This window comes from Blautia ammoniilytica, assembly GCF_025566965.1.
GTDB classification, from domain to species: domain Bacteria; phylum Bacillota; class Clostridia; order Lachnospirales; family Lachnospiraceae; genus Blautia_A; species Blautia_A ammoniilytica.
The window spans coordinates 1-20129 of record NZ_JAOQJL010000053.1; the positions used below are offsets into that span (position 1 = coordinate 1).

The 20129-nt window shown below is 39.6% G+C and carries 18 protein-coding genes and 2 pseudogenes; 1 reads left to right on the plus strand and 19 read right to left on the minus strand.

The features are described 5' to 3' along the window. Positions 1-118: 118 nt before the first annotated feature. The 5 genes from OCV61_RS17320 to OCV61_RS17340 form a co-directional block, all read right to left on the minus strand. On the minus strand, positions 119-745 hold the full coding sequence (locus OCV61_RS17320; RefSeq protein ID WP_158422816.1) for a phosphatase PAP2 family protein: 627 nt from the start codon (positions 743-745) through the stop codon (positions 119-121). Between the two features lie 215 nt (positions 746-960). Beyond that, positions 961-3144 carry an alpha-galactosidase gene (locus tag OCV61_RS17325; protein WP_158422817.1) on the minus strand — a complete coding sequence of 728 codons (2184 nt, stop codon included), beginning with the start codon at positions 3142-3144 and terminating at the stop codon, positions 961-963. A gap of 22 nt (positions 3145-3166) precedes the next feature. After that, a complete protein-coding gene (locus tag OCV61_RS17330; protein WP_158422818.1) occupies positions 3167-4009 on the minus strand; it encodes a carbohydrate ABC transporter permease in 843 nt (280 codons plus the stop codon). Next, on the minus strand, positions 4006-4881 hold the full coding sequence (locus tag OCV61_RS17335; protein ID WP_158422819.1) for a carbohydrate ABC transporter permease: 876 nt from the start codon (positions 4879-4881) through the stop codon (positions 4006-4008). The genes OCV61_RS17330 and OCV61_RS17335 overlap by 4 nt, the downstream gene beginning before the upstream one ends. Continuing rightward, positions 4878-6179, minus strand: coding sequence for an ABC transporter substrate-binding protein (locus OCV61_RS17340; RefSeq protein WP_158422820.1), 1302 nt, complete (start codon positions 6177-6179; stop codon positions 4878-4880). Before OCV61_RS17340 ends, OCV61_RS17335 begins: the two co-directional genes overlap by 4 nt. 178 nt (positions 6180-6357) lie before the next feature. Here OCV61_RS17340 and OCV61_RS17345 point away from each other — a divergent pair, with 178 nt between their 5' ends. Continuing rightward, complete coding sequence (locus OCV61_RS17345) at positions 6358-7200, plus strand: AraC family transcriptional regulator (RefSeq protein WP_158422821.1); 843 nt, start codon at positions 6358-6360, stop codon at positions 7198-7200. Positions 7201-7643: 443 nt separating this feature from the next. Here the strand turns inward: OCV61_RS17345 and OCV61_RS17350 are convergent, their stop codons facing one another. From OCV61_RS17350 to OCV61_RS17415, 14 genes and pseudogenes are all read right to left on the minus strand, one after another. Next, complete coding sequence (locus tag OCV61_RS17350) at positions 7644-10088, minus strand: ABC transporter permease (RefSeq protein WP_158422822.1); 2445 nt, start codon at positions 10086-10088, stop codon at positions 7644-7646. Then, the gene (locus OCV61_RS17355; RefSeq protein ID WP_006426335.1) at positions 10085-10759 is read right to left on the minus strand and encodes an ABC transporter ATP-binding protein; all 675 of its coding nucleotides are present in this window, start codon (positions 10757-10759) and stop codon (positions 10085-10087) included. Before OCV61_RS17355 ends, OCV61_RS17350 begins: the two co-directional genes overlap by 4 nt. A gap of 177 nt (positions 10760-10936) precedes the next feature. Beyond that, positions 10937-12202 carry a sensor histidine kinase gene (locus tag OCV61_RS17360; RefSeq protein WP_158422823.1) on the minus strand — a complete coding sequence of 422 codons (1266 nt, stop codon included), beginning with the start codon at positions 12200-12202 and terminating at the stop codon, positions 10937-10939. After that, positions 12178-12867, minus strand: coding sequence for a response regulator transcription factor (locus tag OCV61_RS17365; RefSeq protein ID WP_158422824.1), 690 nt, complete (start codon positions 12865-12867; stop codon positions 12178-12180). Before OCV61_RS17365 ends, OCV61_RS17360 begins: the two co-directional genes overlap by 25 nt. Positions 12868-12887: 20 nt before the next feature. Beyond that, complete coding sequence (locus tag OCV61_RS17370) at positions 12888-14852, minus strand: recombinase family protein (RefSeq protein WP_158422825.1); 1965 nt, start codon at positions 14850-14852, stop codon at positions 12888-12890. Position 14853: 1 nt separating this feature from the next. Then, positions 14854-15711: pseudogene (locus tag OCV61_RS18880) on the minus strand (KilA-N domain-containing protein). A gap of 2 nt (positions 15712-15713) precedes the next feature. Continuing rightward, positions 15714-16079, minus strand: coding sequence for a helix-turn-helix domain-containing protein (locus OCV61_RS17380; RefSeq protein ID WP_158422826.1), 366 nt, complete (start codon positions 16077-16079; stop codon positions 15714-15716). A 72-nt stretch (positions 16080-16151) separates the two neighbouring features. Next, positions 16152-16415: a hypothetical protein gene (locus tag OCV61_RS17385; protein WP_158422827.1), complete on the minus strand. Its 264-nt coding sequence runs from the start codon at positions 16413-16415 to the stop codon at positions 16152-16154. 219 nt (positions 16416-16634) lie between these two features. Further along, positions 16635-17003, minus strand: a complete 369-nt coding sequence (locus OCV61_RS17390) for a replication initiator protein A (RefSeq protein ID WP_203226955.1) — start codon at positions 17001-17003, stop codon at positions 16635-16637. Positions 17004-17200: 197 nt separating this feature from the next. Next, on the minus strand, positions 17201-17557 hold the full coding sequence (locus tag OCV61_RS17395) for a plasmid mobilization protein (protein WP_262583329.1): 357 nt from the start codon (positions 17555-17557) through the stop codon (positions 17201-17203). A gap of 383 nt (positions 17558-17940) precedes the next feature. After that, positions 17941-18261: a TfoX/Sxy family protein gene (locus tag OCV61_RS17400; protein WP_158422829.1), complete on the minus strand. Its 321-nt coding sequence runs from the start codon at positions 18259-18261 to the stop codon at positions 17941-17943. Between the two features lie 19 nt (positions 18262-18280). Further along, on the minus strand, positions 18281-18913 hold the full coding sequence (locus OCV61_RS17405; RefSeq protein WP_158422830.1) for a GyrI-like domain-containing protein: 633 nt from the start codon (positions 18911-18913) through the stop codon (positions 18281-18283). Next, on the minus strand, positions 18903-19226 hold the full coding sequence (locus OCV61_RS17410) for a VOC family protein (protein WP_158422831.1): 324 nt from the start codon (positions 19224-19226) through the stop codon (positions 18903-18905). The genes OCV61_RS17405 and OCV61_RS17410 overlap by 11 nt, the downstream gene beginning before the upstream one ends. Further along, a pseudogene (locus OCV61_RS17415) lies at positions 19223-20053 on the minus strand (helix-turn-helix transcriptional regulator); the annotation flags it as partial. The gene OCV61_RS17410 and the pseudogene OCV61_RS17415, both read right to left, overlap by 4 nt. Positions 20054-20129: the final 76 nt, after the last annotated feature.

Here is a 20129-nt window from a genome sequence, read left to right on the forward strand (position 1 = left end):
TGTCCAGTGAGGAGTTATTTGTTTTTAGGTAACAAAAAATGCCGTATTTATGCGGTGTTGTGGCGTTTCGCAAACGCCTAGATGATTATCCTAATAGTGAGGGATGTGCGATTACATTTTATTTTCCAATAAATGTAAGAAACTGTACATAATACTGGTCTGCCAACATAATTCCCAGGATCCTGCTGATCAAAAAAAGCGGAACTGCCGTCAGCACATCGATTAACGTATGCTGTTTGGTTGTAAGAGTTGACAATACGATCATGACAGCAATCGAAACTGTCACTATACGAATCCACGGGTTCATTCCCACACATATAAAAGAAGTACAGATAATCAGAAAACAACTGGAACAATGCAAGCTTGGTGCACAGTTCAGTCCACGGTAGCTGCCATGATAAATAAGCTTCATAAAATCCCCCCAGAAGCCATCTGGCGGCACCGGTCTCTGAAAAGAAGTGGGATAGATCAAATAACATGCTACACTAAACACGATTTCTATCACCATGGTCATCAAGTAACTGCAATATGAATAAGAATCCGTCTGGAAAACCACCAGCGGATAAACAGCGATCAGCGGAAACCAGAAGCAATAAGGCAATACCGTCCATGGAAGAAAAGGAATCTTCGCATCCACTGGACGTTTTACATCATGGATCCTCCTCTGAAAAAGCTCGCATCCGAAATACAGCAGGATCTGAAAAAAAAGCAGGATTGCCTGCACCAATACCAATTTTTTAAACATACACTGATTCTCTCCAAGTATTTTCTATATTCAATATATCTTTTTCCATGAGATGATTATACAATATGTATGAACTTAAGTAAACATCAGTTCGCCTTTTTTTCTTTTTTATGTAATTGGAACATTACGTAGTAATTTTTATTATATAAAAAATTGCACATCTGGCTCATCACGTTAAGTAATGAGTCAGATGCACAATTACCAAAAATCACATATTATTTCTTATTTCCTGTCTCTTTCAACTCCGTAAAAGAAAACTGATACGCCTCATATTCCCGGATAAATGGTGGAAGCGAAATTCCTGCATGCATAAGTGCTGCACCAAAATACTGTCTTCCGCTTTGTTCTTCCAGATAAACAGCATCCGGCTTTAATCCATGCAAGCGGACATAAACAGCTGCCTGATTTGCCTCTGCCATAAGACGCACCACACTTACCAGTGCATGAGTCTGTTCTTCTGATACCCACATCCATGCCGCAATCTCATCTTTAAACGGATCGGACAACCGCCAGTAAGTCCCCTCGTTAATAAGCATTTCATACTTTTTGTAAGTAAGGACCTGCTCTCTGATCTGCTGCTTTTCCTCATCGGATAATAGTGCCGGGTTCAATTCGTAACCGAAAGCTCCCGCCATTGCCGTCACTCCACGGGTATGGAAGCTTGTTACACGTCCGGTCTGATGATTCGGCACCGCTGAAACATGTGCTCCCATTGCAGAAACCGGATAGAAAAACGAAGTTCCATACTGGATTCTTGTGCGATTGATTGCATCAGTATTGTCACTGCACCAGATTTGCGGGGAATAATAAAGCATTCCCGCATCAAATCTGCCACCGCCACCACTGCATCCCTCCAGCAGAAGATCCGGATACCGGCTGCACAGACGATCCAAAAAGTCATAAATACCAATTACATAATCATAGGAAAGATTTCCGGCATATACATCTGACATGCTACGGTTCATATCCCATTTTACATAATCAATTTTTCCCTGGTCCAACACGTTGCAAATCTGGTCAAATATACAGTCTCTCACTTCTTTTCTAGAAAAATCAAGCACTAACTGATTTCTGGAGCGCACCGGCTTTTTCCCCGGAATCTGAATTGCCCAGTCCGGATGTGTCCGGTAAAGGTCACTGTCTTCATTAACCATCTCCGGCTCAATCCAGATGCCAAATTTCACGCCCTGATCATGCACCCGGTTAATAAGATCTGCCAGGCTGCCCTGCAGCTTCTTTTCATTTACCTGCCAGTCACCCAGGGAAGAATTGTCATCATTTCTTTTCCCGAACCAGCCATCATCCATCACTACCATATCAATTCCAAGGGAAGCAGCTTCTTTGGCAAGATCCACGATCGTATCCCCCGTAAAATCGAAATATGCTGCCTCCCAGCTATTGATCAGAACCGGTCGCGACACATGGACATATTTGCTACGGCATACATGATTGCGGATGCAGTTATGATATTGCTGTGACAATGCAGACAGTCCATTTGCTGAATAGGACAAAATAACTTCCGGTACCGTAAATACTTCTCCACCTGCAAGCGGATATGAAAACAGTTCATCATTTAATCCAAGAAGCAGGCGTGTCTGGTTAAACTGGTCTTTTTCTGCTTCACATAAGAAATTCCCACTGTATACAAACAACATTCCATAGCAGCTGCCTGCCACCTCCGTTGTCCCTTTTTCAGCCAGAATCACTGCCGGATTATACTGATGGCTGGATGTTCCCCTGCGGCTGCCAAAAGAAGTGGTTCCATGTCCCAGTGGAGTGCGCTCTAAACTCCGCTCCATGGCATGCTTCCCGTAAAACCGCAGGACGTCAAAATCTCCCTGCACAAAATCCAGGCAGGCTGCCGCTGCTTTCTCAATGGTAATCTGCTCAGTTCCTATATTTTTAATCTGGACACTTCTGGTAATAACATCATTTTCTTCCAGCACGCCATACAGCAGATGCACCTCAACCTTTGCATTTTCATCTGCAAGAACAATTTCCAGAGTCTGTGCTTCATTTTCGGCTGCCCAGACAGCCGGAAGTCCCTGTAACTGGTATTTACCATTTCGGATCTCATAGCTTTTGAAAAGCAAATCAGCACTTTCAACACCTTTGCAGCTTTTTACATTCAAAGCAATATTGCGGTAATCCCCTGTTCCAAGGGAAGGATACTCCTGTGGCAGCACATCCAGCGAATAGGTACGGTTCATGCCGGCAGCATAAGGATTTCCGGAAAACCCGTGGTCTGCATAGGTTAAAAGATAATCCATGAAACCGTTTGTTTTATCTCCGTAGTATAGATGCAGCAGATATCCCAGTGAATCAACCTGCATCTGATAGGTTGTATGAGCCGTATGCAGGGTAAATATCTTTTTATTTGGATCATATATAATTGCCATAGAAATCACCTCATTTTATTCTTTATCCTTTGACTGCACCATTTGCCACGCCATTTAAAATCTGTTTCTGACAAATCACATAAAAAATCAGAATTGGAATCAATGCCAGAATATACGAAGCAAATGCCAGATTGTAATTAGTTCCAAACTGTGTCTGGAAATTAAGCTGTGCAAGCGGCAGTGTATTCTGTCCGGTTCCGGACATGATCACAAGCGGTGTCATAACATCATTCCAGGTTCCAAGAGCTGTCAGGATTGCAACTGTTGCATGCATTGGCATCATCATTGGAAATACAACTTTCCAATAAGTGATCCATGTGCTGGCTCCGTCAATATCTGCTGCCTCCTCAAGTGCTATCGGAATATTTTTTAAATATCCACTGTAAAGCAGGACATTCATAGGCATATAAAATACCAGATACAACAGGATAACACCAGCACGGTTTCCAAGTCCCATTTGCGCCGTCTGCTTTACCAGCGGCATCATTAAAATAGAAAAAGGAACAAACATACCACTGACAATATACAAATAGATAAAACGAAAGCTTTTTCTTCTTGCCATGCCGCGCCCAATCACAAAGCCAGCAATTGAATGGATCAATATAGCCAGCACAATCGTTACCAGTGTAATCAGTAAACTGTTTCCAAGAGAGTGCCAGAAATCAGTTACTTCCATTGCCTGGCGGAAATTATCAAAACTCCACTGTTTCGGGAAGGATAGTGCCCCTGCCACATCGTTGGTCATTTCACTGGGATTCTTAAATGCAATGATCACTGCCATATACAGCGGAAATAATACTGTAACAGTTCCCAAAATCAGAACAATCGTAAGTACCCAGTTTGTTTTCTTTTTTTCTTTTATCATAACTGCTCCTCCTTCTTATTCATGATCGTCATCTGGAAAATTGAAATCGCCACGATCACTATAAAGAAAATGACTGCATTTGCACTCTGGAATCCAAACTGTCCACCATCCATACCATTTTTATAAATCAGATAAGAGATGGATTCGGTGCTTTGTGCCGGGCCTCCCTTAGTCAATGACATGATCTGATCGAATACCATGAGAAAATTCTTTGTGCTCAATACCAGATTAATCGTTACAAAAGGCATAACCAGCGGAAAGGTTACTTTCCAGAACTGTTTCCATTTACTTGCCCCATCAAGCATACTTGCCTCGTAAACTTCCTCCGGAACAGTCTGCAGACCAGAAATATAAATAATGGTATTCATGGCAACTGCCTGCCATACACCCACGATCAGTACACCGATCCATGCATGTTTTTCACTTGCAAGAATACTATTCTGTAAAAATCCAATATGAAACACCGTTCCCACAGTTGGAAGAATATAAGTAAAAATAAAACTGAAAATATAACCGATAACAAGTCCGCCTAAAATATTCGGTACAAAATAAAGCCCACGCAATGCACTTTTGAAACGGATGGCACCGTTTAATCCCACTGCCATGATCAGGCTTAGTACATTTACCAATACAGTTCCTGCCAGTGCATATTTAAATGTAAACAGATAACTTTTGCCCACACGGATATCGGTAAAGAGATCTGCATAGTTCCGGATGCCAACATAATCGTAGGTTCCATATCCTTTATAATTAGTAAAGCTGTAGATCACGCCTTTGATCATTGGAAGTGTATTGAATGTAAAAAACAAGATCAGAACTGGTATAATAACTGCCCAAAATGTTTTATCCCTGTTTGACATTTTCTTTTTCATTGTGCATCCTCCTGTTCTTTCTGATAATCCTGTACTTTCCGAATCAAATCCCGGTTGTAGCGCTTCCAGTCGGAATCAAATTTTTTCAGGAACTTTTCCTGTGCATTATCGCTTTCATCCAGTAAGAATGTCTGTATCATGGCATCCACGCTCATTTCACTTGGATAATGATGATCCTGATAATCTGCCATGCGGTTATCTTCAATATAAGGACGCATATCCTCAAGGGTTTCCGGAATTGCAAAATCTCCTTCTTTGCAGGCAATCCCACCCTGATCATCCAGATAAACCTGAATAGTCTCATCTTCATACAGATATTTTAAAACTTCATATGCTGCTTCTTTATTTTTACATGCTTTCATCACAGAGAACTGCAGATCAATTCCTGAATTTAAAACATTGTCTGATTCCACATCATTTGCCGGAAATGTAAAAGAACCGATATTCATATCCGGATTGACTGATTTGATCTGTGGGATTGCATAACTTCCAATGGGAAACATGACAGATTCCCCACGGGCAAATGCTGTGCATGCATCGTTATAACCGTATGCATACGGATTTTTTTCTGCATAATCCAAAAGTGCCCGCATCTTTTCTGCTACTGGTCCATACGTATCAGCAAATGTGGTATTTCCCATATTTACCTGGTTGCAAGTATCCGAATCAGTAAGTCCGACCGCCAGTGCATTCCAAGGAGCCAGACATGTCCATGTATCTTTGAAGCCCAGATACAATGGAAGTACTCCGCTTTGCTTAATTTCATCACATAATGTTGTAAATTCCTGCCATGTAGTCGGAACATTCCAGCCATTTTCCTCAAATATATCTTTGTTATATAAAATTCCTGCCGCATTTGCCACATATGGAAGAGCATACGTACCATCCTTTGGAATAAATTCCAGTTCCTTGTCCATATCCAGATATGCCTGCTTTACCGTCTGGACCTCATCCAGATCAGAAATATCTTCAAACAGGTCTGCATCTAAAAAGTTGGAATAGTTGATATCTCCTCCGATTGCGATGATATCCGGATAATCCTCCCGGATAAAACGTGTCTTTAAAATAGTCATTGCTTCATTTGGCGATGAAATCGTCAGATGAATGTCATCATGCGCTTCATTAAACCTCTCTGCAATTCTTTCAAATGCCTTAACTGCTTCCGGCTTATAGGAAACCACTTCGATCTCGGTTTTTCCGTCTGTGCTTTTTTTACCACTGCATCCGGTAAATCCTGTTATGCACATGCCAAATGCAAACACAGCCGCAAAACCACGAAAAATACTTCTTTTTGCCATATTCCTCTCTCCTTTTCTGTAAGATAGCCGCCTTTCTATTGATAACCCAATTATAACATACCTTTATGCGACCTAAAATATCAGCATTTTTTTATATTTTATGCCAAAATACAATATTTTATGTTATAATAGATGTTGATATCGCATTTTGGTATATAAAGTATATAAGGAGCATTTTATGAGCAATATATTATTTAATATTTTTCCAAATGAGAACTTTATCGATTTGTGTATGTATCAATTTGGATATGAAAAATGTGACCCTGGCCATTCTTTTGGTCCTGCAACACGCAATCACTACCTGTTCCACTACGTTCTTTCCGGAACCGGAACACTTATGGCAGACGATGCAAAAGGCATAACACAGACTTATTCCGTAAAAAGCGGACAGGGATTTATGATTTTTCCAGGTCAGATTAACACCTACATTGCGGATGAACGGCTTCCGTGGGAATATATGTGGATTGAATTTGATGGCTTGCGCATAAAAGAGGCTTTAGGTGTCACAGATTTGTGTAAGAATGCACCTGTTTATCATTCCCACTCCAAAGAATTGCGTGAAAAACTTGCCGATGAAATGAATTATATCGTAAATCATCCTAATGAATCTTCTTTTCATCTCATTGGTCATCTGTATCTGTTTATAGACTATCTGCTGCAGTCAGCCAAATCTACTAAGCTAGTCTCCAGTGGACGCATGAGTGATTATTATATAAAAGAAGCAATCAATTATATTGAACAGAATTTTCAGAATAACATTTCAATAGAAGATATCGCTGCAGTATGCGGCATCAACCGGAGCTATTTTGGAAAAATCTTCCGCAACTCAATTGGCCGCTCTCCGCAGGAATTTCTTATGAACTACCGTATGGTAAAGGCTACCGAATTATTAAAGCTGACATCCTTGTCTATTGCAGACATTAGTTCTGCTGTGGGATATGAAAACCAGCTTCATTTTTCCCGTGCCTTTAAAAATATTTATGGTATTTCTCCTCGAGAATGGCGGAATCAGAACAAGTAACAATAAATATATTCTTTCCTGCCAAGTCTCTTGCCTACCATTCCCCCGGCAGCTGCTGACAATCCACTCAATACTCAGCATATCAGATTCATATAGATTGCTCAATTGAACAGTGTTTAATTTCTATTCAATTTAATTAACCAGTAGGAAATGTTGCATGATTAATCTGCTGTTTTGGCTGCCTTGATACTTCTTAGGTTGACGGCTAGATACGCATTAGAGATGTCTCCATCCAAATGCTGTTCTAGCAAGGGATTTTTCCCTTGAACCCATCATTTATGATATATGGTGGCGCTTTTCGCCCCCAAATAGTGAAAGTGGGGGCACTTTCTGCCCCCACTCAGGAAATGTTGCTAAAATACTGTTTAGATTTATCATACATACAAAATGGAAGTTATCTATTTCTCCTCTTCGTTAAGACCTAGTTCATTACATATTACTTGCTATCCCTGATACCTTATTCTTTCTACCAGCGTTTCCTTTTTCAGATTACTGCTTAAAACGCAGGAAAGTACAATCTGCAACAGACCGACCAAAAAAATCATAATAAAAATTGGTACGATTGGAACATGATAGATATTCATTCCAAATATTCCATTATGTTTTGCATAGGAAAAAAGTGCATAGCCGAGCGGCAGACCAATGATCAAAGCTACGCATATGGTACCAACCGTAAACATCATTCCCTGTAACTGCAGACATAAATTTAATTGTTTATTTGTCATACCCACAGCCTGTAATACACCATATTCCTGCTTTTTTGTCGTAATATTCATGATTATGGTGTTTGCCATATTCATAAAACCGATGAGTCCTACAACCGCCATAAACAGATAACAGCCAAGCTTCATCATGCTGCTTGCAAATTCGGCAGATTGTAACTGTGCATGATAGGTATCCATTTTTATATGCGAAGTATTAGAAATCAAAGTATTCAGACTTTGTTCTACAGATGCCACATCTTTTTTATCACAGTCCACCCACAGATAGCCATAGGCTGTTCCTCTCGGATTCATGGAACGGTATACACCTTCCGGAATGACAAGATAAGTGTCCGCGCTTACAAAGGATCCTGCAATCTTTCCCTGATAGGTATAGGTTTCACTTCCATTCTCAAAGTCAAATGCAATGGATTCACCCGGAGCATATCCATCTTGTTCCATCCACATCAACCAACCAAAGAAAATTTCACCATTCTTTACCGCCTGATCATAGTCCATAGAGCCAATATCCCCGTCTTGGCGCATAAAATCAAAATCATTTTTACTCACAATATCAGCCGGAAATCTTGTTCCGTTCAGATTTACAGAGACAATCTCTCTCGTCATGACATCTGTCACTCCTGGAATGCTTTTGATTTCTTCAATCATTGAATCATTCAATGGATTATCCGTCAGAATCGTATCCAGATTATTCTCAGGATATCTTTCATCATACTCAGCAGAATAGTCAAGCTGCAGTTCAAATTGTCCATGATTAACGGAAAGACGTGCTTCATGCTCCGTGTCAATATTTCCCACATAATTAGAGATAATCACAAACAATACGCAAGAAAAACCCATTGTGAGGATAGTACCAATAGTTCTTTTGGGATTACCCGTTACATTTGCCATTGCCATAGAAAACACGGTGACATTTTTTCTGCCATTTCGTTTTCCTTTTTTTTGTGTTTCTGCATTTTCTAAATACCGTGTTGCTTCGATAGGTGAAATCCGTGAAACAATTTTCATTGGTTTACGCAGCGCCAAAGCAACGGTAAAAAATGACACGAAAATACATAGAAGCATAACAGGCAGGGAAAACAGTGGCATCTGCTGATTTTGGACTCCCATAGAGCCAGTTCCGGTTGATACAAGGTTCCCCTGTTCTACCAGCCAGTTAAAACCGCATTTTGCAATCAGAAAGCCAAAAAGCAATCCAACTGGTATTGAAAAAAATGTCAAAAAAATGCCCTCTCTGAAGATCAGTTGTTTCATCTGCTTTTTTGTCGCTCCCAGAGCCTTGATTTTTCCATACTCCTGTATCTTGTTGGCAATACCGACCTGAAAAATATTATAAATGACCACAACAGAGAAAAGTACAATTGCAAGAATCACAACCCCGCATACCGCAATCGTTTCATAACTCGGCTGCAATATCCACTGCAGGTAGAGGTCATTGATGATCACGTTTTTCTGGTCAATGCCGCAGGAATCCGCGATTTCTTTTATAACAGGCGCAACATTATTCATAGATACATTTGCAGAATCGTTCAAGGTAAAATAGATATTATATTGCCTGTCACCCTCCGCAACACGCTCATTATAAAAATCCTGCGAACCGAATACAACATAGGAAGCCTCGATGGTATATTCATCCCGGTCATATAAAATCCCGCTGACAGTAAATTCCACCGGTGCGTATTCCGACTGCATGCCTGTGCGGTAATCCAGTGTAACCGTATCTCCGACCTTTACATCATCATATCCCATTTCGCTAAAAAATGCTCTTCCTGCGGCAATTTCCTGCGTTCCCCCCGGATACTTTCCTTCCTTTAACTCATATTCCTTATTATAGGGAAGCATTTTTCTTGCAGTCTCATCCATGCAGACAAAACCACCGTTTTCGTTGCCTTTTATGATACCTTCGGTGCACATAGTGCCTGTAGCATCTATTTCCGCACGGCGGTTTACTTCTTTTAACTGCGATCCGTCTGCTGCGACAAACAAACCATAATTGCTTCCATATGAGCCTGCCGCCTGACTTTTCTGTAAACGGATCATTCCATTTCCCACAGTACTGATGATAACAAGCAGCATCGTGGTCAGACAGATTGCCATCATGATCAGTATACTTCTTGTCCTGTTCCTTTTGTCATTGCTATATGCAATCCTGCTTATTGTCTTCATCTGAAATCCACCACCTGTCCGTCCTCAATCACCAGAATACGGTCAGCGACCTGTGCAATTTCGTCATCATGGGTAATCATTACAATTGTCTGTCCATATTTTTTTGCTGTCATCTTAAGCAGGGCGATTACCTCATCACTGGTCTTAGAATCAAGATTTCCTGTCGGCTCATCTGCAAATATAATTTCCGGACGATTCACCAGTGCTCTTGCAATTGCTACTCTCTGCTGCTGTCCTCCGGATAACTGATTTGGCAGATTATAAATCCGGTTTTCAATCCCCAGAGTTGCAATAATATCATTTACATACGCTTCATCCACTTTTCTTCCATCCAGCCCCAGTGGCAGTACAATATTTTCCCAGACATTAACAGATGAAACCAGATTAAATGCCTGAAAAACAAATCCGATTTTTCTTCTGCGGAAAACAGCAAGGGCATCTTCCTTCATCCTGTATAAATCTTTCCCTGCTAAAGTAACACTGCCTTTTGTCGGGGTGTCTAGCCCTCCAAGCATATGAAGTAATGTACTTTTACCGGAACCTGACTTTCCGACAATTGCGACAAATTCTCCCTGCTCAATCTGAATGTCCACCTGATTGACCGCTTTGACCTGATTCTCACCTGCGCCATAAAACTTACAAAGCTGCTTGGTTTCTAATATCACACTCAATGTGCTACCTCCTTTTCAATTCTGTAAAACGTACCTTTTCAACACGCTTTCTTTGCCTGTTTATATATTTGGTCATTTTTCAACCTACATCCAAATTGTATCAGGATAATCTTTCATTTCACTTTCAAAAACGAGCAGAAGTCTTACAGAATTGTAAGATTTCTGCTCATTTAAAATTTAACTAACATATGGTAATTGAATCACAAACGTGCTTCCTTTTTTCTTTTTGCCGGAGGTTACCGTAATCATACCTGCGTGCTTTTCGATAATTTCTCTCGATAGAAAAAGTCCGATTCCTGTACCACTCTTTTCCATGACCTCCCTGGAACTTCCTCTGTAAAATCGTTGAAAAATTTTGTGATACTCATTCTGCGGAATACCAATTCCCTGATCCTCAATTTCCATTCTTACAAGATCGTTTCTTTTTTGTAACCGGATAAATATTTTTGAACCACACGGACTGTACTTGACCGCATTATCCAGAACGTTGATCACAGCTTCACCAAGCCACCTTTTATCCTGCATAATCGTGCATGTTTCCAGCTCTTTTTCATAGTCAAAAACAAATTCAATTTCTTTCTCATCCGCTTTAGGATAAGTGCGGTTCACAGCAGATATGACAGTATCCATAAGCGGAAGTTTTTTCTTATTAATCTGAATCAGTCCAGTTTCCATCTTGGATATTTCAAGAAGCGACTGCAATAATGTCTCCAGTCCATCCAGAGCACTCCGACAACGGATACGAAACTCCTCCTGTTCTGTGGCACTTAAGTCATTCTGCATCAGCACACTAAAACATGTATCCAAAGCTGCAACCGGTGTCTTTAACTGGTGAGAAATATCAGAAACCATTTCTTTCGTGTTCTCCTTTTCTGCCCTTGCTTCTTCCTTTATCAACTGAATATGATGTCCAATTGCTTCAAGCTGATCATTCAATTTTTCCAGTTCTGCATGATTTTCCGTTTTCAGTAAATCATCAAATTTATTTTCACGGAATCTGATCAGAATTTCTTCCAACTGGTCTAAAATTTTCTGATGACACGCATCTTCTTTTTTCTTCCAATAAAGTAAAAAAGTCAAAAGAAGCACGCATATCACAGTGCTTACAGCACCGGTCACCATAACCTGATGCCGGAATTGCGAATAAAATGCATTCCCTTTATTCCCCCAGTATCCATATTGCTCCAATAATCGCCTTCCCTGTTCGTTAGTTTCAATATCCTTATCCTTAAGCAATTCCGAAACAGCATCCAGCCCGGAAAATTCTTCCTTTGCAGCAATCTCTGTCATAAGATTCATTTTATATTTATAATCTTCATAAAACACATACGTGGTAAAGCAATTTAATATTGCAAACAATAATATGACAGGTAATACCAAGGAGAGCACTACTGTAATCTTCTTGCGATATCTCTTTGTCACTGCCTTACCTCCTGATTCCATATATACCCAAGACCTCTGACATTCTTTATATAGACCGGTGCAGCCGGATTGTCTTCGATTTTCTCACGGAGTCTTCTGATATTGACAGCGATTGTATTTTCATCCACAAAATCCCCTTCCAGATCAAACACATTTTCCAATATTTGTGTTTTTGAAAGAATCTGTTTCGGATTCTGAAGAAAAAAAGTCAGCATTTTCAACTCCGTTTTTGTCAGACTGATTTCACGACTCTTTATCAGGACTTTCATTTCTCCTGCGATAAATACGATATCTCCCGAAATCATCTTTCCGGCTTCCGTTTTCTCCTGTCTGCGGCGGAAATGTGCTTCTATTTTCAAAAGAAGTACCGAAAGACTAAACGGCTTTGTAATATAATCATCTGCCCCTGCTTCATATCCCATGACCTGATCCATCTCCTGATCTAGTGCTGTAAGACAAATAATGTATGTATTATAATTGCATCTCATCCACCTTACAAATTCCAGTCCATTCCCATCCGGAAGATTCACATCACAAATGGTAACATCCACATTATTATCACTTGCAATTCTTTTCGCTTTTTTCACTGATTCTGCTGAAAAAACCTCATATCCGGATTTTTTCAGTGAGAATGTAATTCCACGATTTAAATTTTCATCATCTTCAACCACGAGTATACCTGGCATAGCATCTGCACCTCTCTTTATTAACTATTCATCTTAAAATGCTTCAATGCCTCCACAATTGCACTCTCTTTATCTTCTGGACACTGCGGTTGCCTGCTATCTTCATTTTTAGGTAAATTATAATTCTTTCCAACCTCAATTCCGCATTTTCTCTTTACCTGTGAGATATACAGATTGGAAACCTTCATGCCGGCATTATGTTCAGCCACATACTTCTTTATCTCATCATATGTAGCCTTAGTCTCTGCAGATGTTATATCCATATCATCAAGTTCAATCGTGACATTAATGTAATCATCCGGCTTTTGTTTCAGTTGGGACAAAAGAACAACCGTCTCATTTTGTGTATCATTGTCCAAACTTAGTGTAAACTCTTTTTCTATAATCGGCAACTTAAATTCTATAGATTTCAGCCACTGACCATTCTCTTTGCGTTCTTCGTAAATCTGCACATTATCCACTAACTGCGACAGGAACTCCCGTTTCTCTGCTTCGTTCATTTGAGCATACAATTTATCAAAGAACACGAGTGCCTTGTAAATGTTATCCCCTGTAATCTTATCTGCCAGCAGAGAGCGTTTCTTAGCCTTTGCAGATACCAGCAGTTCCTCTGCATCATCTATTTTATCATAAGTCTTGTACAAATGGTTCTCTAAATCTGTTTTTCTTCGCTGATAATGCTTATCCTCATAATCAAGAGAATCCATATCTGATAAAATAGTATCTTTATTATGATATAGCTTTCTTAATTGTATTTTATAATTTTCTATTTCCTGATCTAATGCACTAGTATCTACTTCCATATTTATTTTGTTGCGGATTAAATCCGAAAATTTAGGATTACTAACCAGTTTACTAATCACCTCTGCAACAGAAGCATCCAGCATTTCTTCATGCACCTGTTTTTTGTAATCACACTTATGACCTCTAGTCATATTTCTGTGTTTGCAGCCATAATAATAAAAATCCTTATAGTTACTTCCATCCTTGCGTTTCTTAATAGACTTGTTGCCATACATTCCTGCACCGCAGACAGGACATTTCAAAATTCCTGATAATAGATGAATCTTTTCTCTCTTGTCACGATTGACCTTTTCATACTTTTTAGCCTGTGCCGCCACCTTGACCTGCGCCTGCTCCCATACTTCTTCTGATACAAGAGCTTCGTGCAGACCATCTACTAACAGGTAATCGTCTTTCTTAACCTGCCTATACTCATTTCTTGTACCATGAACCTTTTCTGTCCGTCTTCTTCCATAAGAGATTTTACCACTATAAACCGGATTCTGTATAATCCTTCTGATAAGAGCAGCATCAAATAACGGATTTTTACCATTCTGTCTGGCTATCTTATGGATTCCATGATTTTCAAGATACTTTGCAATTCCATTTGCACCCAAATCCGTATTTACATATTTGTCAAATATCATTCTGATAGCCACTGCCTCTTCTTCATTTACTTCCAATTTTCCATCAATGAGAGAATACCCATACGGTGCAAAACCGCCATTCCATTTGCCTTCCCTGGCTTTCTGCATCCTGCCTTCCATGGTCTGAACACGAATGTTCTCACGTTCAATCTCTGCCACTGCTGACAGAACAGATATCATAAGCTTCCCAGCATCTTTGGATGAATCTATTCCGTCCTCCACACAAATCAGATTCACTCCAAAATCCTGCATTACTTGTAATGTTGCAAGTACATCTGCCGCATTTCTTCCAAATCTGGAAAGTTTAAATACAAGAACATAAGATACTCCATCTTTTCCTGACTTAATATCCTCCATCATCTGATTAAATGAAACTCTTCCCTCTATTGATTTGCCGGATTTTCTTGCATCCTCATACTCACCGGCAATTTCATATTCATTATAGTCGCAGAACGCTTTCATTTTTGTTTTCTGTGCATCCAGAGAATAGCCATCTATCTGCATGGTTGTCGAGACACGGGTGTATAAATATACTTTGATTTTCTCTTTCTTCAATTTACATATCACCTCCAGGAAGTGCCGAAACTGCCGACAGATTGATACTGACTAATGTATCCATCTGCCTGATTGCCAAATTTCTAAGCAATATAAGTCTTTCTGATTGAGATTTCCCCTGCTCAATTAAAATAGCATTATAACTTTCCATATTTGCCAACACCAACAACTGATTTAAATTTGCATCATCACGCACATTCCCCTTTTTACCCGGATTATTATTTTTCCATTGCTTTGCAGTCTGACCAAATAAAGCAACATTTAAAAGATCTGCTTCACTGGCATATGTATAAGCAATCTGTTCTGGTGTTAGCTCTGGTGGAATCAAATTTTCCTTCACCGCATCCGTGTGAATACGGTAGTTCACCTTTGATAAAGCCCTGTTCAAGTTCCAGTCCAATTAAAATCTACTATTTTAATCTTGTTTTAACCTGCGGTAATCTTTCATAATATACAGTTGAAATTCCGGAGAAATCCATGTAGCAAATGCCATTGCAATATCGCTATGTGCATAAGTTCCTCCACCATATCTGCCTGCTTTCGACACTATTCCAATCGCATTTGTCTGTTCAATCCATTTGGTCGGTGTCATAACACACCTATTTAATCCTGCCTCACTTCTAACCGCCTCGAATTGCACACGGTTAAAATCTGGATTATGAAGTTCTTCCCAAACAGCCAAAAACTCAACTGTATTTCTGTTTCGCATCTAGTTCTGAATAACAAATCTTGAATCATTATCATTTCTGTATTTCGCAATATCTGTCAATGAAATATATTCATTTTCAAAATCTTTCGTGTAAATTCCAATATCAATTCCTTTTGCGTGAATGATTTCCCTAACTATTTTATTTGCCATCTCTATTCCTCCACCATGTTCTCCATCTGCTCCAACTTCTGCAAGGCTTTCATATACGCCATGAGTCTTTTATATTGCTCATCTCCAAGGCTATGAATCTGCTTTAAAATCTTAATATCCGACCTAGTAACTTCATAATCCATATTTTCATCCTTATATTCCGGATCAATTCCTTTTCCTGTCAAAAGCTGTTCGGGAGTAATCTCCAATGCATCACATATAGACAACAAGCAGTCTGCTTTGGGATTTGTCTTTTTCTTCTTCCAGTCACTGATGTTACTCGTTGCAATCCCCGTTCTTCTTGAGAGTTCCAACTGCGTTATGTTCTTCTGCTCCATCACACAAAAAATTCTTTCACTGATAATCATGATTTTCCTCCATCAACATTCCGTACATATCCGTATTTATAAATTTATTCATCCGTCTATACGGCTATAGTATCATGCTGCAACTTTTCTTTCAATAGAGAGTTTTGTATTTCTGAACTTTGTTATATTCTTCTCTTTATATAGCTCCGTGTACAACTGTCTTATTCTTTCCCTACGAAGATAAAAATCCGGATCAGGCAAATTATCCAAGTCCATTGCTTCCGCATACTTTGCTACCATTTCTCCAATAAAATTTGCTAAATTGCTCCATACATCTCTTTCTTTTAAAACCACTTTATTCTTAACCATAATTAAAATCCTTTCTGAAATTGTCATTGAAATCCATCGTATCCCATCCATAGTGATGTTTCTTCACTTCCTGATAGGATAAGATAGATATTATTAAAATTAGTATTGTTATTATTAGTCTTATTAGATTTTGATTTTTACTGTTCAAAACCTGTAAATACCAAAAGTCTGTATGCGTCAAAATCAAAATTCTTAATTGTGATTTCTCCATATTTTGTATTTTGATTTTTACGGTATGGCTATTTCTCAAAACATTTTCTTAAGGTACAGCTTGTTAGGTCTTCCCAATCCCTGTCTCTTCCGTTCAAGTGCTCCCACCTTTTCCAATTCATCCAATAACTTGCATGCCTTTTGAGTTCCACAATTCAAATCCTCGCAAATATTTTTTATTGAATAATAGATAAACACCCTCCCTTGGTTGTCAATCCATCCATTTTTTATTGACAATGAAACTCGATCTAAAAAGAATGCGTATAAAAGCTTTGCATCCATTGACAGTTCAACAAAGCCTTCATCCTCTACCAGACATTTTGGCAGCTTGATGAAAGTAAAACGCTCCTCCCCGGTACAATAGTTATACTTCGGTTGAATACATACCTTTTCTAAATCTCTCATAAACTTAATCCTTTCTTTTCTCTTTTTACAAATTGGCAAGCAGTGCTCCGGTATATACCCGGCGCATTTTTGCTTGTTGGGGAAGATCTCCGTTCCACTCCGGTCCGTGCAGAGCAGACGTCCACCGGACGTCTTGCACCCCAATCCCCTTGAACTGCGGATAAACCGCAGAGCCACGCTGACGCTTTACCATAAAATCACTTTTTCTTCTTTGAATCTTCCTCATAAAGATACATTACTGCCTCAAGTATTTTTTTCAGAAACTTTGTTTGTTCATTATGCATCTTTTTTATTTCTGTAATATCTTCTTCGTACAATTTTCCGGTTTCATTTGCTTTCCTTGCATACTGATTGAGATTATTACTAATCCTTGAATGCAAGGATATTACCTGATTCAAATCCGGCCACTCAGGAATAATCACATATCCGTTCAATGCCATCTTTCTGATATATGCACTCATGTTTTGAACTCCAACTTCCTTCATTCGATTATGCAGTATCTCCACCTCTTCCGGTTTGAATTTTACATAAATTCCTTTTGAATACTCTTTCACTTTTCTTTTCCTCCATTTCTTTTCAAATTTGTACTTTTTAGAAATCATTCTTCCGGGGGCAATCGACAATTTCTAAAATTGGGCAACAAAAAAGCAACCGATATTACTCGATTGCCACTCTGTTACTCTTGCGAAACTATTCCTTTTTCAAAAAATTTGTAAATATTGCCTAAATGCTTTTGTGAACTTTTTCCTTCAAAAAACATTACAAATTGATAATTGACTTTTTGAAAATTATTGTTCTCAAGTTTCTATCAAAATTAGAAAAAGCCCAAACCACAAGGGTTTGAGCTTCATTTGCGCATTCACGTTTTCTGTTTTTGGGTATAAAATCTTCATTTTAAAATATAGAGTATTGGTTTGATTTTGTCAAGTCTTAGTTCTTAATGTATATTCTTCTTTTTCTTTTCCGGCAATTCTTCCCACATACTCTCAACCAGTTCACACAAAAACTGCCGATCATCTACATTATCAACCAAAATCATTTCTTTAGCACCATCATATGGCAGTTCCATCTCGGCATCTGGCATTAGCCTCAATGCCATCGGAACCGGCTTCACCAAAAGTCTGTCATCATATATTCCACCAAAAATCCTTCCACGGTAATAAAGGATGTATTCGCCCATCATTGCCCTGCTACTGACTTCATCCAGTCCTGATAATTGTTCCATAACAAAATCCAAATACTCTTTTGTTGATGCCATATTATTTTCCTCCATACCCTTAGGCTCTCTTTATCGGGTGCCTGATTACAGTCCTCAGCTTCTCCGGTGCTACCTTCCGCGCATCACTCAGATAAATCTCGTGGTGCATTCTCTGATCCGTTATATCAAGTGTATATCCCTGTTCTTCCATAAATCTGTGCATTGCATCTACCGTAGCAGGCTCATCGTCATACGATCCGATATGCATACACTGTACACACAGACCTTCCTCATAGGAAATAAACTCAACCTTAGAAAAATCCTGTTTTTTCTTTGCCGTAGCTTTCCTGACAGCCCAGTCGAAATCTTCCATGGTAACAAAATCCGGCAATCGAATAACAGAGATCCACTTAAAATATTCCTTATGAGCATAATCGATTCCGGATACTCCATCCTGCCACCAGAATCCCTCTAATGGCGGCACGACATAATCGAAATATCCATCAATCTGATGGTCTCCCTTTTTGCTCATTTTAATTGTAAATGCAATTCCATACAGAAGCCCGATAGCCTGCTTGTATTCTCCGTCTGCATCATTTGGATTGCCGCTTCCCCTTACCGCTATATAGTTCATTTTCGGAACAGTTACGATAGACGGTGTGCCTTTCGGCATATAAAATTCTTTATATTCCTTCTTGTAGTCAAAAGCCATATCCTTTCCCCCCCTCTAAATCCTTCTCTTCATAAGGCTTATTCCAGGAACCAATCTCTATCAGATTTCCTTCCGGATCAGCGATATAGCAGGTTCTCTGTCCCCAAGGTTCAAGTTCCGGTTCAAGCACAGATGTTGCACCGTTTTCCACAGCCTTCTTGTATGCCTCGTCCACCTCTTCAAAAGTATCAACATATAGAGCTATTTCAGAATGACCATTCAGACCCTTAATTTCAAATCCGAGAACATCCTTGTAAAAACGAATCATCTTTGCCATATCATCAACAAACAACCCAAAACCGTCTAATCTCATTTTCCTAATCCTCCATAGATTTTTAATATTTCCTCTGCATTCCTGCGAATAATGTCCCGCACTTCTTCGGGCTCAAGCACCTCTACTTTTGCTCCAAATGTCATAAGCCATGTCACAAGGTTTTCCATATCCGTATAGTCTGCTGAAAAGAGCAGCCTTCCATCGTCCGTTTCTGTAAAGCAGTTCGGTCCAAATTCTTCAACCAGCCGCCACTTCATATTCGGTGTGAAAAGAGCTTTTACCTTCATCCCACCCGGAAATATCTTCTCATTTGACAAATCCGGCATTGGTACATCTCTACGCAAGAATCCACGGTCTGTTTCAACAACACAATCCATACGGTTCAGTTTGAACAGCCTGTAATCTTTACGTTCTAAACACCACCCCCATACATACCAGCTCGACCACTGGAAAACCAGATAATATGGTTCTACCCTTCGGTTGCTCTCTCCGGACGGAGCATAATACTTAAATCGTATGATACGCCTGTTTTCTATTGCACTCTGGATTACCTCGATCTTTGGAGCAAGAGAACCCTTATACCATGAAGATAAGTCAATCAGCATAGAGTCTCTTCCACTGATGAACTCTGATGATCCGGTCTGGATTTTCTCCATCAGTTGACTGTAGTACCTGCTTCCGCTCACACTGTCAAGACTCCGCAAACCCTCAAGAATCATCTGCATATCTTTGGAACTCAAAATCGTCCTGTCCATACGATATCCATCCATAATACTGATACCACCACCGGTACCCTGTGCAGTTTTTATAGGAATACCTGCTTTACAAAGGTCTTCAATATCCCGATTTATTGTCCTTCGAGATAGTCGCCCCCACCCGTGAAACGGGTGGCTCGTAGGATGGCTATAAGCCTTTAATGCTAGGCCAGCGTCTCAAGGCGCT

What these genes read in the sequence shown, in the direction of transcription:
- OCV61_RS17405 (WP_158422830.1), bottom strand. Translation starts at nt 18,913, where the DNA reads ATGGCTTTTGACTACAAGAAGGAATATAAAGAATTTTATATGCCGAAA.
- OCV61_RS17410 (WP_158422831.1), bottom strand. Translation starts at nt 19,226, where the DNA reads ATGAGATTAGACGGTTTTGGGTTGTTTGTTGATGATATGGCAAAGATG.
- OCV61_RS17325 (WP_158422817.1), bottom strand. Translation starts at nt 3,144, where the DNA reads ATGGCAATTATATATGATCCAAATAAAAAGATATTTACCCTGCATACG.
- OCV61_RS17360 (WP_158422823.1), bottom strand. Translation starts at nt 12,202, where the DNA reads ATGGAATCAGGAGGTAAGGCAGTGACAAAGAGATATCGCAAGAAGATT.
- OCV61_RS17345 (WP_158422821.1), top strand. Translation starts at nt 6,358, where the DNA reads ATGAGCAATATATTATTTAATATTTTTCCAAATGAGAACTTTATCGAT.
- OCV61_RS17320 (WP_158422816.1), bottom strand. Translation starts at nt 745, where the DNA reads ATGTTTAAAAAATTGGTATTGGTGCAGGCAATCCTGCTTTTTTTTCAG.
- OCV61_RS17330 (WP_158422818.1), bottom strand. Translation starts at nt 4,009, where the DNA reads ATGATAAAAGAAAAAAAGAAAACAAACTGGGTACTTACGATTGTTCTG.
- OCV61_RS17365 (WP_158422824.1), bottom strand. Translation starts at nt 12,867, where the DNA reads ATGCCAGGTATACTCGTGGTTGAAGATGATGAAAATTTAAATCGTGGA.
- OCV61_RS17350 (WP_158422822.1), bottom strand. Translation starts at nt 10,088, where the DNA reads ATGAAGACAATAAGCAGGATTGCATATAGCAATGACAAAAGGAACAGG.
- OCV61_RS17340 (WP_158422820.1), bottom strand. Translation starts at nt 6,179, where the DNA reads ATGGCAAAAAGAAGTATTTTTCGTGGTTTTGCGGCTGTGTTTGCATTT.
- OCV61_RS17335 (WP_158422819.1), bottom strand. Translation starts at nt 4,881, where the DNA reads ATGAAAAAGAAAATGTCAAACAGGGATAAAACATTTTGGGCAGTTATT.
- OCV61_RS17380 (WP_158422826.1), bottom strand. Translation starts at nt 16,079, where the DNA reads ATGATTATCAGTGAAAGAATTTTTTGTGTGATGGAGCAGAAGAACATA.
- OCV61_RS17390 (WP_203226955.1), bottom strand. Translation starts at nt 17,003, where the DNA reads ATGAGAGATTTAGAAAAGGTATGTATTCAACCGAAGTATAACTATTGT.
- OCV61_RS17400 (WP_158422829.1), bottom strand. Translation starts at nt 18,261, where the DNA reads ATGGCATCAACAAAAGAGTATTTGGATTTTGTTATGGAACAATTATCA.
- OCV61_RS17385 (WP_158422827.1), bottom strand. Translation starts at nt 16,415, where the DNA reads ATGACAATTTCAGAAAGGATTTTAATTATGGTTAAGAATAAAGTGGTT.